This is a genomic window from Limnofasciculus baicalensis BBK-W-15 (genome assembly GCF_024178385.1).
GTDB classification, from domain to species: Bacteria; Cyanobacteriota; Cyanobacteriia; order Cyanobacteriales; family Coleofasciculaceae; genus Limnofasciculus; species Limnofasciculus baicalensis.
The window spans coordinates 1-14875 of record NZ_JAMZMM010000137.1 but is presented as its reverse complement, the minus strand read 5'-3'; the positions used below and the strand labels follow the sequence as shown (position 1 = coordinate 14875).

Sequence of the window (14875 nt, the reverse complement as noted above, 5' to 3'; positions counted from 1 at the left end):
ATATAAGGATTGTGAATTAATTTATTCAATTGAAGATGAACCACTTGGGACAGGAGGAGCAATTCAATATGCCTTAAATAAAACCGATTCAGAAGATGTATTAATTCTTAATGGAGATACCTTTTTTGAGGTCTCACTGAAAGACATGATTAGCTTTCATAAGCTTCAAGAGTCAGACTTGACTGTTGCTCTTAAATATTTGGAAGATTTTGACCGCTATAACCGGGTATTACTTGCGGATAGTAGAATTTTGAAGTTTGAAGAGAAACAATATAATTTAGATGGAAATATTAATGGGGGTATTTACATCTTGAAGAAAAAAATATTACAAGATCTTAACTTTGCCGCAAAGTTTTCTTTTGAGGATGACTTTCTGAAGAGATATTTTGATAAGATTAAATGCCATGGATTTATCGCTGATGGGTACTTTATTGATATTGGGATTGTCCAAGATTATGAAAGGGGGCAAGTGGAATTGCCATTAATTTTTGATTTGAGCAGTGAGCGTTTTTGAGTTAAAAATTTTAAATCTCATGCTAGAATAAATGGAACCTGAAAAATATCAGGAGATCGACAAATGCTTCAAATGGCTAAACGCACCATAAAACGGTTATTTTTTACTGAAAAAAGGGAAATACCAATCTGTTGGGTAAGGCATAGTCAAACCTATTGGCTTACTCAACAGTTTGCCGAGGATATTATCAAGCCCAAAAAAAGTCCTTATAGTCAAAAAATAGAACAAATTGCTTCCGAGACAAATAGCTTGGGGAGGCAACCTCTTTGGGATGGTTATCTCACTAACGATCCTGCCAACGATCGTGGTTCAACTAGGATGCCTAATAACGTAAGAACGGCAAGTGTAATGGGAGATTTTTATACCAGTTTAGTAACAAAACGAAGACCGAACCTTATCGTCGAATTTGGGACTGCATTCGGTGTTTCTGGGATGTATTTTCTTGCTGGATTGGAGGCTAATCAGGAAGGAGAGTTGCTCACATTTGAGCCGAATAAAATTTGGGCAGATATAGCAAGAAAAAACCTTAATCAAATAAGTAATCGATTCAATCTCACTATTGGTACATTCGAGGAGAATATAGATCAACTATTGTTGAATAGCAAAACTATTGATGTCGCATTTATTGATGCCATACATACAAGTGAGTTTGTAATTCCTCAACTCAATATTGTCATTGAAAGAAGCAGTCCTCAAGCTATTATTATTATTGACGATATTAATTTTTCTGAAGACATGAAAAACTGTTGGGAGGAGGTGTCAGCAGATAGCCGATTTGCTGCCAGTGCCAAGCTCGGCAATCGGGTGGGGATATTGGAACTCAAGTCTTGAAAATAATCCAACGATTCCACTTTAGTCCAAAGTATACCATGACACCAGGATGTAAAAATGAAACTTATGTATTTTCATAGAATCCCTAATTTTGGCGATCTACTTAACCCATGGTTATTTCCGCAAATATTTCCTAATATTTTTGATGGAGATCCAAGTAAACTTTTCTTTGGGATTGGAACGATTTTATACCCTGGGCATCCTAAAAAACATGATAAGCACGTTTTCGGTTCTGGGTATGGATCAAACAAAGTATCTGTAACAGCATTTAAGGAAAACTGGATTTTTCATTTTGTTAGAGGACCAAAAACAGCCAAGACTTTAGGTTTAGATCCATCATTGGCGATTGCCGATCCCGCTATTCTTGTTCATAGTTTTCATAAACCTGTAGAAAAAAAATTCAAGATTTCATTTATGCCCCATTGGTCTCATGAAGCTAGATATGACTTCCAGCCAATTTGTCAAGATCTTGGGATTAGATATATTTCACCGAGTATTACCGATGTGGAAAAGGTTATGGATGACATTAGTGCCTCCGAGATAGTAATAGCAGAAGCGATGCACGGTGCAATTGTCGCTGATGCTTTACGGATACCTTGGATTCCTCTTAGCCTGGAGGGGGTCAACACTTTCAAATGGAGTGATTGGTGTGAATCGATGGAATTGAAATATGAACCAGCGATCCTTTCCTCTGCCTTATCAAATCAGAAAATTCTGGTCAAAATCCTCAAAAGAATGAATCATTTCAAAGCATTGAAAGATCTTTATGTCAGGACTGCTTTAACAAAAATTATAAATAATCTTCAACCTATTCTTAGTAATGATTCAGTCTTTGATGAACGATTGACTCGAATCTGGGACAAAGTAGAATTTTTTCATAAAAATCTCAAAGTTATGGTATAATAGAGCTTGAATGAAGCTTAAATAAATAATTTAAAATTTGTTAAAACGAGGTTTTCTATGTCTGAAACAACAACACCTGTCTTATCAATCGTCATCCCCACCAGAGAAGGATTTTCAGACCATTGGATTGAGGAACTTGTCAAAATTAAGGGAAACGTTGAATTTATTCTAGTTCATCCACCTGGAGCCGAGAAGTATCCTATTACCGATACTCGAATGCACCAGATTGTCAGTCCTCTGAGAGGAGAAATTATCCAACGGATTAGTGGATTGATGAATGCGACAGCTCCCTATACTTTAACAATTAACTGCGACGAGTATCTTAATCCCGATATAGCAGAAATTACTCTTCAGTATTTCCAGCGATTTCCCGATAGTTGGGTGATGAGATTAAGCCGAAAAAATTTTGAGTTTGGGGAGAAAGATCAACTTGCTGGTTCCTGGGCAACTCTTCCCAATATGGATGAGCTAAAAGTATGTGGAAAATCTCAAGGCAATCAAAATTTATATAACGATCGAGACTATATGATGGAAATCCCTATCGTTCCCTTCACTAATGATTTTGATCTTATGTGTATTTTTCGGGACAGAAAAGATCATTATGGACCTCACACAGAGAATTTTGACAAGAAAGTCTGGGTTACTAAAATGGTGCAAGAAACTTGCAAAGATATTGTCGGAATAATGCCTTTTGTCGGTCCGTTTAAATACGTTCCTTTTTGGTGTCTGGATCGAATTCTTGGTTTGTCTATACAAGCTAAATTTTTTGAGCAAGGCAAAGGGAAGATCGTTGGTCACTTATTGCCACAACCGGAACAAATTCGTATTGAAAATAATCCCCCGGAATACATACGATTTAATCGATACGGTATTTTGTCTGAATTTTATCTAATCAAGCTGTTTCCACAATATGGATATATGTGGAATCTTGTAATTAACGATCTCAGGAGAGTTCCTATCCTATATTTACGTTATAGGCTGGGTAAAGAAGGTTAAAGGAATTTCTTGTTACTCATGGGATCGGCTTTGTTTATAATTAGAGAGAACCAGGTTTTCAGGAATTTAATAATTCTCTAAATCTATTAGAGCCAGGAGTTACGCAACGCATCTATCTGTAGGGTGCGTTATCCTCTGCTAACGCACCATTACCACTATATGTATTGTCACTGCGTAATTCCTAAGAGAGACACATTTTGAACATTGAAATGGAATAGATTTGAATCAAGGATAAAGAATGATATCATGGGAGTAGTGTTTCAATCTTTTTTCTAATTTTTGTCTTGATACCATTATATAACTCTTCAAAGAAGAGATTCCAAAAATAGCCATATTGTGGAAACCGTTTGACTAATATACCCTCTGCAAGGACAAGAAGTCGAATTGTCTTCAATGAATAGGGTCTAACAATATATCTTACCTGACCAGGTTCAGGCATCCAATGGCCAATACAAATATCTTTTTGAAAAGATTTAGCTTGAATAAATAACCCTAAAGCTCTATCTAATCCCCACAAAGGCAACCAAGTAAGAAGTTCTGCCGTTCTCATATTTTGCAGTAATTCAGTCAGAGCATCTTTAACCAGTTCATTTTTCCAAACGATATTATTGAAAGGTTCAACATGCGTTCCATGTATATCTTTTCTCTTGACATAAGACCAAAGAGCCACCTTAATATCGAAAGGATTATCTAAGGGAGCGATCGGAACTTCTACTAAATCTTGTAATTTATTTTCTCGTCTTTTTGAGACATTAAGTTTATCGAGATCGGGTAATTTTTCCCAAGGACGTTTAATTTCTTCTTCATTTAAGTAATCAATTTTTTCTTTATATAAACGCAGGAGCCAACTCTGAGGAAATTTATCAAAGTAATCAAGAGTTAGCTTGACAACATCTGGATGTAAAAAATCATCGTCATCTAACGCGATCGCATATTTACCTGAAGCATTGAGCAAACCTACAGCCCTTTGAGGTGTTTCACCTTTGTAGAGGCTCGATAATATTTTTACTCTAGGATCTGCTGCGGGAGCAGCAGCTACACCCGGAGGATAAACAAAGAGAAATTCAACCTCACCCTGAATAGAGAGAAGTTGTTGCAACCAATATTCAGAAAAATTGCCGAGGGTAGGAGTTACTACAGATAGGATAGGCTGGTTTTGCATGATTTATTGACAAGTAAAATGTTGATCAAAGTTAATATCTCACCTAATTACTAGGAATAGATTTCTGACTTAGTGCGATAGCTACTCAACCTCCAATACCTGCTCATAAAGTTGACCTGCTCGCTCCCAAGTATACTCTAACTCGATCGTAGATCGTCCGTTACGAGAGACTTCTTCACGCAGTTTAGCATCTTCAAATAGGCGAGCGATGGCTGCTACATATTCTTCTACTTGATTTGCCCGTATTGCCCGCAAAGGCACTCCTTCTCCATCCACTGTTAGCCCTTCTAAACCCCGATTGCTAGCAACAATCGGAATTCCAGTTGCCATTGATTCCAAAGTTTTAGTCTTAATCCCCAAACCGACTCGTAAGGGAACGACACAGACAGTTGCTTGGTGCAAATAATCGGCAATTGAAGGGACAGTACCAGTAACAATGATACCAGGACGCTGACCAAGTTCTAGAACTTCTTGTCCTGGTTTTGCTCCGACAATAGTGAAAGTAGCATCTGGGTATTGCTGTTGGATTTTAGGAAATACTTCTAAAGCAAAAAAACGGGCGGCATCAATGTTATGAGTGGCACTCATAGTACCGATAAAAATCAAACTATGTCCCCCAGGATCTTGACTGCGATAGGGGAACATTTCTAGATCCACACCATTAGGAACTAGAGTAATTTGAGCCTTTGGTGAAATTTTTAACAATTGTTCGCGATCGTAATCAGTAGTTGCTACTAGTCGAGAAAACTTAGCACAATAACGTTGCTCATAGCGGTAGAGTAAGGGGAGATAAAGGAAATCGCGGAGGGGATATTCAGATGCTCCATGTTCTAAATGATTCCGTACCCACCCGTAAACTGAGCTATGAATATCGACAACAGTTTTGACTTTTTGACGGTATTCTGGTCGAATGAAAACTTCACTAATGCTTTGTTCGCAGACAATCACATCGCACTTTTTCTGGGAGACATATTTATCAATCTCGCTCTGAATCTCTGGTGAATAATAACTTAAAACGCTTGTGGGGATCATCTGAAACAATCCCTCCAGAAAGCGCCATACTTTCCCGATTACTCCCACCACTCCTTTTTGGGCAACGGCGATTTCACGGGGTGGAAATAAAACGAGATGGCTGGTAAAAGATCTCAATTGTTCGACTTCGGCTTCAGTAATATTTTCGATTCGTCGAGCAAATAGAGTGACTTCATGGTGTTGGTTTAGGTACTTAAGCAAATTAAAAGTTCTGCCCTCAGTAGCACCGCGAGTCGGGGGATAAGGGAAATTGTTGCAAAATAGCATTAAGATTCTCATGATTTGTTAGGATTGTATGAAGTTTGCAGGATTGAATCAGATCCTCTTATAGGTCAACCTTACTAAAAAAAATGACTGGGTAGTTGCCATTAGTGACAAGTTAAGAGCTTGTTAGATTTTGTTCAACTGAAATTGAAAGGACTGATTTTATTAATTCTTGTTTGCATTCTATCTAGCTTTAATCTGATATTGCGTTTTGCAAATAAGATTCTTCTTTCAAACTCAGACATTTTTTGCCACTTTTCATACTGAGTAGTAACATAGGCATGAAAGAAATTAATCCAAGATTCAGTTATTATTTCCTCCCTAAATTCTTCCGCTCGCTTTATTCCATTTTCTACCATTGCTAGATACAATTCTGGATTATTTTTTAAGCGTTTTACTGCTTCAATTGCTTCGTCAATAGAATGAACTATTAAGAAATCTAATTCCGACTTTCTGAGAGCAATAAAAGCAGATTCAGGTCCTAGGATTGCAGGAACTCCAGCACGCCAACAGTTTATTAATTTGCTAGCTGGCTTATTCGGATAGGTACATCGATCGAACCTACGAACGCCAACAATAACATCTATATTACTGTAGTCATTCCACTCTTTTTGATTGAAAACTGGATGCCATTTACATCCTAAAGCATCTATAGCATGAATCCAATCCTCAGATAAAAATACCTTTGCCAGATTAGATCTAGAACCTATAAAAGCAACATTTTCTAGGATCAAGCTTCGCTCTCTTGATCTAGGAATTAAACTAGGTTGTGGCCAATGGGGAATATAGTAAGGATTCCAAAGTAAATTTCTTTTAATTTTCAGCTCCGAAGGATTGTGAACAATATGCAAATGTGCTGATGGATGAAATTCCGCATCACCCTTCGCACAGATTAACATTGCTTCACCAAAATATGGATACTGATTGCCCAATGTACCTCTATCAGCAATGACTATTCCCTGCTTCGGAATATCGTCTACAACTTCACAGGAAATTCCTGCTTGTTTGACATGAAAATGCGTAGTAATAATCCAAGACACAAAGTTACCATTGCTAGACCCAGATCGGTTATTTCTAGCCTTGAAAATTTCCATCCATGGCGGACTTTCCTGTCTAAAAAATTGATGTGAATCTTGATCTGGCGCATAAAAGTAAATTTTTTCCATATTGTATGAACTTCTCAAGCAATCGCTGAACTCTAATATTGAAAGAATCTGCTGGAATTCTGGGGTGTGTGTAATGTATCATAAAGATACCAAAAACGTCGCTGCGATCGCGTAATGTTGCTTACTCTCTTGCCACCGACAGAAATCATCTGATTCACCCATCCCTGACTGCGTAGCAGCGTAGATCGCGCTAAGTCCAACAGACCCAATTGAAATCGAACTTATGTACAGGGTAAATCCCATTGTGTCATAATTAAGCTGTTGTCCATCTAAATTTAATATTGGGTTTAGCCTTTTGCTTTTTCACGTTAAGTGGGTTGTGCTGGGTTGTGGATCTTATCGAGTCACAAAACTCATATCCTGACGGTATTTGTATTTCCCTCACCCCAGACAAAACCAACGCTAGCTGTATTTTTGCCCTCAAAGCTAGCGTATCTGCTCACAAATGGACACTAGAATCCGTAAAATTGGGCAGGATCGCCAAATATATTATCAAATCAAACAGCGAATTATGTTAAACAAACTCAAACTAATCCTCTTTAATTCGTATATTAAATACCTTGAAAAATTCCCGATTAAAAAAGGCAAGTATCGAATTGCTCAGATCCTAAAGTACTTATTCGGGTCTGCCATTTATGAGATAGATGGTGTTAAATTGGAATTAAATCCTATTTCTATAACAGATCAAAGACTGATATCAGCTAAAGGTCACGATCCCCTAGTTAAGGAGTTGATTATGACATTGTTAAATCAAGGAGGTACTTTTCTCGATATTGGCGCAAATATTGGCTATTTTTCACTCGGAGCGGCAAAAATGCCAAATGTCAAGGTTTTAGCCTTTGAGCCATCGCCTAGAGAACTAATTCGATTATATCGAAATATTTGTCTAAATAACTATACTAATGTTATCGTATTCCCCTATGGTTTAGCTGAGTCAAATAAAACTCTGCCGTTATACCTTTCTAGCGACTATCACCCGGGAATGAATTCGGTGTTGGACTTACAATCCTCTGCTAAGTTGCCGACAGTAAATTGTCAGTTCTTTGCTTTAGATCGTTTAATCCCAGAATCAATTCTTGAAGATATTCGGCTGTGTAAAATTGATGTCGAAGGATTTGAAATATCTGTACTCAATGGCATGAAGAATAGCATGAAATTCATGAATCAAGCAACATTTGTTGTAGAGATATCTCCTAGTTTTTTACCAAAGGCTGGCAATAAAGTACACGAAATATATGATTTCTTTGCCGCCTATGGATATCAGCCTAAATTTGGAATAAATGAAAAGGTTCAATACAATGAAGTCTTTTATAAATCGACCGTTTAATTGACTTTACTCAAGAAGAAAACTCACGATCGATTAATTCGACAGTTTCGCTCAAATCGTTATAAATCGGAATCTTCACCGGGTATTGTTCGATTTCTTGAACAGTACTTCTTCCCCTACCAGTTAATACCAAAACTGGCTGACAACCAGCTTGAATAGCACACTCCAAATCACTGGGTGCATCCCCAATAAAAAAAGATTGGGCAAGGCTCAGGTTATACTTTTTGGCGGCTTCGATTAATAGATAAGGAGAAGGCTTCCGACAGAGGCACTCCTGAGCAGGATGGTGAGGACAAATCAGTATATCACAGAAATTGACCCCAAATTCTTGATACTCATGGCGAATTCGGGTATGGACTGCTTCCAAATCATCCCAGGTAAAATAACCACGCCCGATACCTGATTGATTAGTAATCGAGATGAGTAAGTAGCCCGCATCTTGCCATTTCTTTAAGGCTAAACCCGCCCCTTTTGGCAGCCTCACCTGCTCTGGCTTGCTTAGATAGGGAATATAATTTATAATTACTCCATCTCGGTCAAGTAATAACGCTTTATCCGCGTTAGTCCCAGAAAGATTTTCCACTTGACTCATAATGATACCAACCAGATTATTTTTTTGTGCATTTACTGAGCAGGTTATGAAATTATTACTAATTGGAAATTATATCAACGATCAACAGTTCAGTATCAATCGTTTTATTCATCTGATGGAGAAGGGGCTTACCCAAAGGGGACTTGAAGTGCGCAGAATTCAAGCAGAGCCTGTGCTTGGGAAACTTTATCCCTCTGTCGGTGGTTTGGGGAAATGGCTGGGTTACATTGACAAGTTGTTGATTTTTCCCTTCAAGCTTCGTCAATCTATTGGATGGGCAGATATTGTCTGCATCTGCGATCAAGGTTTTTCCTACTATACACCCTACTTACAGGATAAAACCCATCTGGTCATCTGTCATGATATGTTAGCAATTCGATCCGCACTCGGTGAAATTCCCGAAAATCCTACCTCTTGGACAGGACAGCAATATCAATCTATAATTCTTAAAGGATTAAAACAAGCCCAGCACATTGCTTGTTCTTCAGAAGTAACTCGTGCAGATGTCTTGCGGTTAGCTAAAGTCGCTCCTCAGATGACAACAGTTGTTGAAGATTGCTTGGATGAGAAATATGAAATGATGCCAAAAGAAGAGGCAGTCGCCCAAATCTCCAAGTTCAACATCAACCCAGACAATCCATTGTTAGTCCATGTAGGCGGAACCCAATGGTATAAAAATCGGCTGGGATTGCTCAAAATATTCAATTATCTCAGACAGCAACCAGGACTAGAAAACCTCCGACTGGCAACGGTTGGAAAACCATTAAATGAAACGATGCGTCAATTTCTCGATGATAATAATCTGAGGCAAGAAGTGATTGAATTAGTAGCACTTCCTGATAAAGATTTACGCGCTCTTTACTCAATCGCAACTGCGCTAATCTTTCCTTCATTACAAGAGGGATTTGGTGTTCCCGTGATTGAAGCTCAAGCTTGTGGGTGTCCAGTTTTTACCTCTAATCGACTACCAATGACAGAAATCTGCGCGGAGGCGGCTGTCTACTTCGATCCTCAAGAGTATGAATTGGCGGCTAAAATTATAGCTAAAAATCTCCTCAATCCTGAAAAAATGATCGAGATGAAACAAAAAGGCTTTAGCAATGCAGCTAGATTTACTTTCCAAAGAATGATGGAATCTTACGACAAACTATTTCACAAAATGGTAGGAGAGGTAAAGGATTGATCTAGCAGTAGCCAAGGCGATATTGATATCAACAAAAGTGGTGATATCGCACGATGGCAATACCCATTACCCCCTAACACCACTCACTAAAATCCCCATAATCTTACTAACTTCATTTAAAAAATACTCGGACAAATCAATCTCAACCTTCTCCCCCTCCAGCCTTAAAAACTTCCACACTTCTCCTGTCGTCACTACCCCATAAATCGGCGATATGTCATTCCCCTCCCCTTGATTAAATAGTCTTGCTCCATACATTTCCGCATTATTAGTCAACTGACAGCAAAGCCAAAAAAGGCAAAAGAAATAAATTCTTTCGCCTTCTCAAACGGGCTAGGAGGGATTCGAACCCCCGACACCGTGGTCCGTAGCCACGTGCTCTGGTCCACTGAGCTACAAGCCCTTGCTTTAGTGGATTCATTCACCGAGAATTTATCATATCACATCTAATTTAATGATGCAAGACCCTTCCGAAATTTCATCCCTAACCCACCTCGACAGTCAAGGGCAAGCCCAAATGGTGGATGTCTCCACCAAGGAAATAACCCGCCGTCAAGCAGTTGCGGCTGCGCGAGTGCGGATGGCAGCCACTACCTTCGAGGCAATTGAAACCGGGAATACTCCCAAAGGTGATGTATTGGGTACTGCGAGGATTGCTGGCATTATGGCCGCCAAACAGACATCCCAACTCATTCCCCTCTGTCATCCCCTACCCCTGCACAAGGTAGAGATACAGATCGTACCAGATCCGCAGCTACCGGGATATCACATCCAAGCGTCCATCACCACTAAAGCAGAAACGGGTGTGGAAATGGAAGCACTAACTGCCGTTTCTATCGCCGCACTTACCCTCTATGACATGGCAAAAGGCTTAGAAAAGTCGATTCAAATTGAGTCGATTCGCCTATTGAGTAAAACAGGTGGCAAGTCAGGCGATTATCGAGAGGAAGGGGTAACGCGCTGAAAGAAGATATCGGGAGATGGAGAATCCGTGAATTCTTCCCTCTCCGAGTCACTCCCTCCTTTCTCTTTGAATTGGCGTAGGAAAGACAATTTTTATCGGGCTTTATTCTGGTAAATTTACAGAAAATTTACTTAAGTAAATTTTCCGTGAATTTACCGATATCAATCTGAATAATAACTTTTAATATAGTAAATATTGAATACATAGCCAATGATTGCCGTCTTGACAACTAAATATTAAGATTTATGAATAAACTATTATAATAGTTTATTGGTTCTTTATAAAACGTTGCCTGAAGTTAAAGACTTAGTAAAGCTGGCCTAATTTGATTGCCATTATAGACTGGCTTGCCTAAGATACTAAAAGAGGATAATCTCGGAGTTGGATGTAGTAATAACTCACAAACAACAAATGTCTTATTACAAGTTCCATGTCTGATGGCAGATGAGCTTAATCCTTAGCAATATAAGCTACTCAGCGATAGGGAAGGAAAAAAAATGAACCAAATTTTACTCGCGCTTTACTTATTAATATCTGCCTATTTGTTCAGGATCTGGTTCAACCACTATAAGCAAGAGCGTAATTTATCTAATGAAGATAAATTATTGTGTTTGGTCACATTGCTGCTCGGTGCTGTACTTTGGCCTATTGTGCTACCGATCGCCTACTCTAAGCTATTGAACAAGCCAAAATATAGAACGCCTATTTTTGAGATGGAAGTGATAGAGAAATAAGGATAAATACTCATTAGACTAGAGCAACAATAAATTCCGACTTAAGTTAGAACTTACCTAAAAGAGCAGGGTGTTGACGTACTCCCTGGGCTAAAAGCCGCAGGGATTCTCAAAGGATGTTACGAGGCAGACTGTTAGCGAAGCCGCTCTGATGTTTTGATAGAGGAATAGTTTCACACTCTACTATGACGTAGTACACCGCAGAAACCGGGTTTCTTTGAGAAACCCGGTTTCTCTGTATCTCACATACCTGAAAATTGCTGTAAGTTGTTAGTGAGTACGCTCATAACTCAACAAATAACACCTGAAAACTACTATGCCTCCTCGTTGGCCTCGCAAACCCGATCGACGCGATCCAGACTACCGCCGCCTAGACGATCGCATGAATTTCGCCGTACATGTGGGGATTTTTGCCGCTTGTAACTCTGGATTCTGGTTCTTTCGCAACCTATTTTATGCTGAATGGGAATGGGTATACTGGGTGACTGGTATCTGGCTATTAATTTTAGTCGCACACGCCGTCTATATTTTTGCGATCGCGGATTATGCCCCATTGACAACCCAAGATAGTCAGAATCAGTCTCTTTAGGGTAAACCGACTTCTCAAACACCGCATTGCGATTCGATCAGAAACTGGGAATTCCTATGCCTAACCAAAACACTACAGAAGCAATCGAAGCCCTCGCTGCCGAAATTGGAGAAAATATATATATTGATGTAGCAAAATGGCATCTTTACTTAAGAGAAGCTCATTTGCACTCAATTTTAGCAGAACGTCTCTATCCCCTAATAACTGAGGGGAACCTCAATCAAGATGAAGTACTGCAAATTCTGCAAAGTATCCCCGTTAAACTTGGCGGTGGTAAACGGGAAATTCCTCTCGTCGATTTGCTACCAATGCAGTGTCAGGCGAATCTGATAAATTTGCTAGAAGAGTTTCAGCGAAATCTCTGATATCAAGTTCGATGCCTCGATCGGGATATCTTGCACCATTCAAAGGTAAGATGTCAGGGCAAGGGGCTTAAGCCCCTTATTCCCTACTAATTCACATTAAATTAGCCATTAGCAAATAAACTCAGATCAAGCCATAGCCAATTTGACAGCCCGAATTAGCTGCTCTTGGGAAAAAGGCTTAACCAAGTATGCTTTTGCCCCCTGTCGCATTCCCCAAAGACGGTCAATTTCCTGATCTTTAGACGAACAAATAACAATCGGAATGTTAGCAGTTGCTGGATTGTTTTTGAGTTGGCGACATAACTCAAAACCGCTCATTCCTGGCATAACTACATCTGTAACAATTATATCTGGTTTTTTTTCCACTGCTTTATTTAGAGCTTCTTTAGCATCTGGAACTTGAATTACGTTGTGCCCCCCCTCACGGAGGTAACTATCAATCAACTCCATCTGCGCGTGGTTGTCTTCGACAAGTAAAACTGTACTCATGTTTGATTATCCTGAGAAAGTGATGATATAAAAAAATCTTTGACACCCTGTAGGAATCCACATCAAGAATTAAAGGTTCTAGATCTTGAATGATTTTAACTGAACTTTTAGTGTATTTGGGGAATCTACCTGAATATATTCTACACAGGACTTTAACCACCAGATGTAAGGAGAGGAAAAAAGGAAGATAACATCTAGGTAGATGAACTATCAGTTAAGAGTTGGTCGATCAGCGATCGCAAGTCATCTACAGAAGATGTATCATCTATTGTGTGGGCTTCAATTTGAGCCTCCGGAGTCTGTTGGCTAACAGAGTTATCCTTCGCGATGCCGAAGGCGGGCGTGAGCCTTGCGTCTCCAAAAGAAGCCATCCCACTCTTCCCACTGCTATTGACACCCTTTCCCTGACTCCCACCGCGAGATTGATTCCGCAACAGACTCAGATGAGCGTTGAGTTCCTTCTGGATCGGTTTAAGATCTGAGATAATCTCAGTAGCCTTAGCATCTGTTGCCTCTGAGAGTTCCTGAAGTTGCTCCACCAACTCTTTGAGGGCATAAAATACCTGCATGAATAAGTTTTTTAGCTTTTGATCTGGTTTAATGGGACCAAAAATCTGAAAGGAGTGGAAACTGCTTCTCAAGTAAGCTGCTGTTTCATGAATGCCTTTGCCAATCGCTCTGTTGCTGATGTGGAGCATCGCAGGTACAAACCCGATTGCGCCAGCAGAAGAATCAGCCCTGACTTCAAACAGGCACTCATTGGTATCTTCCAGATTCACTAAATACTGCTCAATGGTTTTCAGGTGAGCTTTAGCATCCTCAATGTAGTATACGATCATCCGCTGTTGTTCTTCCGGAGTCATTCTCGCTGCTGCCAACGAATTTACTGGCTTCACATATCTTTTAATCTTATACCATATCGATCGCTAATATCATCTTGCCTTGATACCCTCTCAATCAGTCATTAATATAAGTTAGGGAAATTTTCTTTTCAGTTCAGTACATGTTAAACCATAAACGATTACTTTTGCAATACAGAAGTTTACTATTTATCGCTTTATTTAGTATCAGTATTATCCTGAACTTGAACTTCCCTATCAAGGCATCCACTCAGGATAAAAACGTCCCAGGGACTACTGTAGCAATGGTGCAGCAGAATAATTTTTCTGTGCCACAGGAATTTCGGGGCAAGATCGTTAGACAAGTTAACCCAATTAGCGATAAAAAAGTTATCTCTTTCACATTTGATGATGGCCCTTCACCGGATATTACACCAGAGATATTAGATATTCTTAAGAAACACAAGATTAAAGCAACATTCTTTGTAATTGGCAATAATCTTAAAAATTTCCCCCAACTCGGACAGCGATTAGTTACTGAAGGTAACGCAATCGGTAATCATACTTGGCATCATTGGCGGCGTTTAATGAATGAATTTACCGCCACTCATGAAATTGAAGACACTGCCACTCTCATTTATGAAATAACTGGTGTGAAAACCTCTTTGTTTCGCCCTCCCAATGGCTTTCTGTATAATGGATTAGTAGATTATGCTCAAAAGCGAAAAGATGCAGTCATACTATGGTCAGTAGATTCTGATGACTGGCGAGGACAAAAAGTTTCTGTTGACCATATTGTGGATAAAGTCTTAGATAATGTTCAGCCTGGTACTATTATTCTAATGCACGATGGCGGAGGCGATCGATCTCATACCGTCCAAGCTTTACCAAAAATTATTGATCAACTCACTCAGCGCGGCTACGA

The 14875-nt window shown here is 39.3% G+C and carries 17 protein-coding genes and 1 tRNA gene; 10 read left to right on the top strand and 8 right to left on the bottom strand.

The annotated features are described in order from the left end of the window. The 4 genes from NJ959_RS14715 to NJ959_RS14700 all read left to right on the top strand — a co-directional run. Nucleotides 1–514, top strand: a 514-nt coding sequence (locus tag NJ959_RS14715) for a sugar phosphate nucleotidyltransferase (protein ID WP_254012506.1), incomplete at its 5' end; no start/stop codon positions are given. Nucleotides 515–577: 63 nt separating this feature from the next. After that, nucleotides 578–1345, top strand: a complete 768-nt coding sequence (locus NJ959_RS14710) for an O-methyltransferase (protein WP_254012505.1) — start codon at nucleotides 578–580, stop codon at nucleotides 1343–1345. A gap of 57 nt (nucleotides 1346–1402) precedes the next feature. Then, a complete protein-coding gene (locus tag NJ959_RS14705) occupies nucleotides 1403–2248 on the top strand; it encodes a polysaccharide pyruvyl transferase family protein (RefSeq protein WP_254012504.1) in 846 nt (281 codons plus the stop codon). Between the two features lie 57 nt (nucleotides 2249–2305). After that, the gene (locus NJ959_RS14700) at nucleotides 2306–3244 is read left to right on the top strand and encodes a glycosyltransferase family protein (RefSeq protein ID WP_254012503.1); all 939 of its coding nucleotides are present in this window, start codon (nucleotides 2306–2308) and stop codon (nucleotides 3242–3244) included. 244 nt (nucleotides 3245–3488) lie between these two features. On the opposite strand, the gene NJ959_RS14695 is transcribed toward NJ959_RS14700, so the two are convergent. The 3 genes from NJ959_RS14695 to NJ959_RS14685 form a co-directional block, all read right to left on the bottom strand. Then, entirely contained in the window at nucleotides 3489–4406 is a 918-nt protein-coding gene (locus NJ959_RS14695) for a glycosyltransferase family 2 protein (protein ID WP_373693661.1), read from the bottom strand. An 81-nt stretch (nucleotides 4407–4487) separates the two neighbouring features. Further along, a complete protein-coding gene (locus NJ959_RS14690; RefSeq protein WP_254012501.1) occupies nucleotides 4488–5717 on the bottom strand; it encodes a glycosyltransferase family 4 protein in 1230 nt (409 codons plus the stop codon). Between the two features lie 122 nt (nucleotides 5718–5839). Then, nucleotides 5840–6868, bottom strand: coding sequence for a glycosyltransferase (locus NJ959_RS14685; protein ID WP_254012500.1), 1029 nt, complete (start codon nucleotides 6866–6868; stop codon nucleotides 5840–5842). Nucleotides 6869–7379: 511 nt separating this feature from the next. Between NJ959_RS14685 and NJ959_RS14680 the strand changes: the two genes are divergently transcribed. Then, nucleotides 7380–8195 (top strand): FkbM family methyltransferase, encoded by an 816-nt coding sequence (locus NJ959_RS14680; RefSeq protein WP_254012499.1) that lies wholly within the window; start codon nucleotides 7380–7382, stop codon nucleotides 8193–8195. A gap of 10 nt (nucleotides 8196–8205) precedes the next feature. Here NJ959_RS14680 and NJ959_RS14675 read toward each other — a convergent pair whose 3' ends face one another. Then, the gene (locus tag NJ959_RS14675; protein WP_254012498.1) at nucleotides 8206–8787 is read right to left on the bottom strand and encodes a D-glycero-alpha-D-manno-heptose-1,7-bisphosphate 7-phosphatase; all 582 of its coding nucleotides are present in this window, start codon (nucleotides 8785–8787) and stop codon (nucleotides 8206–8208) included. A 46-nt stretch (nucleotides 8788–8833) separates the two neighbouring features. Between NJ959_RS14675 and NJ959_RS14670 the strand changes: the two genes are divergently transcribed. Continuing rightward, nucleotides 8834–9970 carry a glycosyltransferase family 4 protein gene (locus tag NJ959_RS14670; RefSeq protein ID WP_254012497.1) on the top strand — a complete coding sequence of 379 codons (1137 nt, stop codon included), beginning with the start codon at nucleotides 8834–8836 and terminating at the stop codon, nucleotides 9968–9970. 66 nt (nucleotides 9971–10036) lie between these two features. Here the strand turns inward: NJ959_RS14670 and NJ959_RS14665 are convergent, their stop codons facing one another. After that, on the bottom strand, nucleotides 10037–10246 hold the full coding sequence (locus NJ959_RS14665) for a hypothetical protein (protein ID WP_254012496.1): 210 nt from the start codon (nucleotides 10244–10246) through the stop codon (nucleotides 10037–10039). Between the two features lie 53 nt (nucleotides 10247–10299). After that, nucleotides 10300–10373, bottom strand: a tRNA-Arg gene (locus NJ959_RS14660). A gap of 51 nt (nucleotides 10374–10424) precedes the next feature. On the opposite strand from NJ959_RS14660, the gene moaC reads away from it, so the two are divergent. The 3 genes from moaC to NJ959_RS14645 all read left to right on the top strand — a co-directional run bounded on the left by moaC (nucleotide 10425) and on the right by NJ959_RS14645 (nucleotide 12622). Then, nucleotides 10425–10934, top strand: a complete 510-nt coding sequence (gene moaC / locus NJ959_RS14655; protein ID WP_254012495.1) for a cyclic pyranopterin monophosphate synthase MoaC — start codon at nucleotides 10425–10427, stop codon at nucleotides 10932–10934. 1050 nt (nucleotides 10935–11984) lie between these two features. Then, nucleotides 11985–12257, top strand: a complete 273-nt coding sequence (locus NJ959_RS14650; protein ID WP_254012494.1) for a 2TM domain-containing protein — start codon at nucleotides 11985–11987, stop codon at nucleotides 12255–12257. Between the two features lie 56 nt (nucleotides 12258–12313). Continuing rightward, entirely contained in the window at nucleotides 12314–12622 is a 309-nt protein-coding gene (locus NJ959_RS14645; protein ID WP_254012493.1) for a DUF3181 family protein, read from the top strand. 126 nt (nucleotides 12623–12748) lie between these two features. Here NJ959_RS14645 and NJ959_RS14640 read toward each other — a convergent pair whose 3' ends face one another. Both NJ959_RS14640 and NJ959_RS14635 read right to left on the bottom strand, forming a co-directional pair. Further along, on the bottom strand, nucleotides 12749–13111 hold the full coding sequence (locus NJ959_RS14640) for a response regulator transcription factor (RefSeq protein WP_254012492.1): 363 nt from the start codon (nucleotides 13109–13111) through the stop codon (nucleotides 12749–12751). 194 nt (nucleotides 13112–13305) lie between these two features. Next, the gene (locus NJ959_RS14635; RefSeq protein WP_254012491.1) at nucleotides 13306–14007 is read right to left on the bottom strand and encodes a hypothetical protein; all 702 of its coding nucleotides are present in this window, start codon (nucleotides 14005–14007) and stop codon (nucleotides 13306–13308) included. A gap of 107 nt (nucleotides 14008–14114) precedes the next feature. Between NJ959_RS14635 and NJ959_RS14630 the strand changes: the two genes are divergently transcribed. Continuing rightward, a partial coding sequence (locus NJ959_RS14630; protein WP_254012490.1) for a polysaccharide deacetylase family protein occupies nucleotides 14115–14875 on the top strand: 761 nt, incomplete at its 3' end.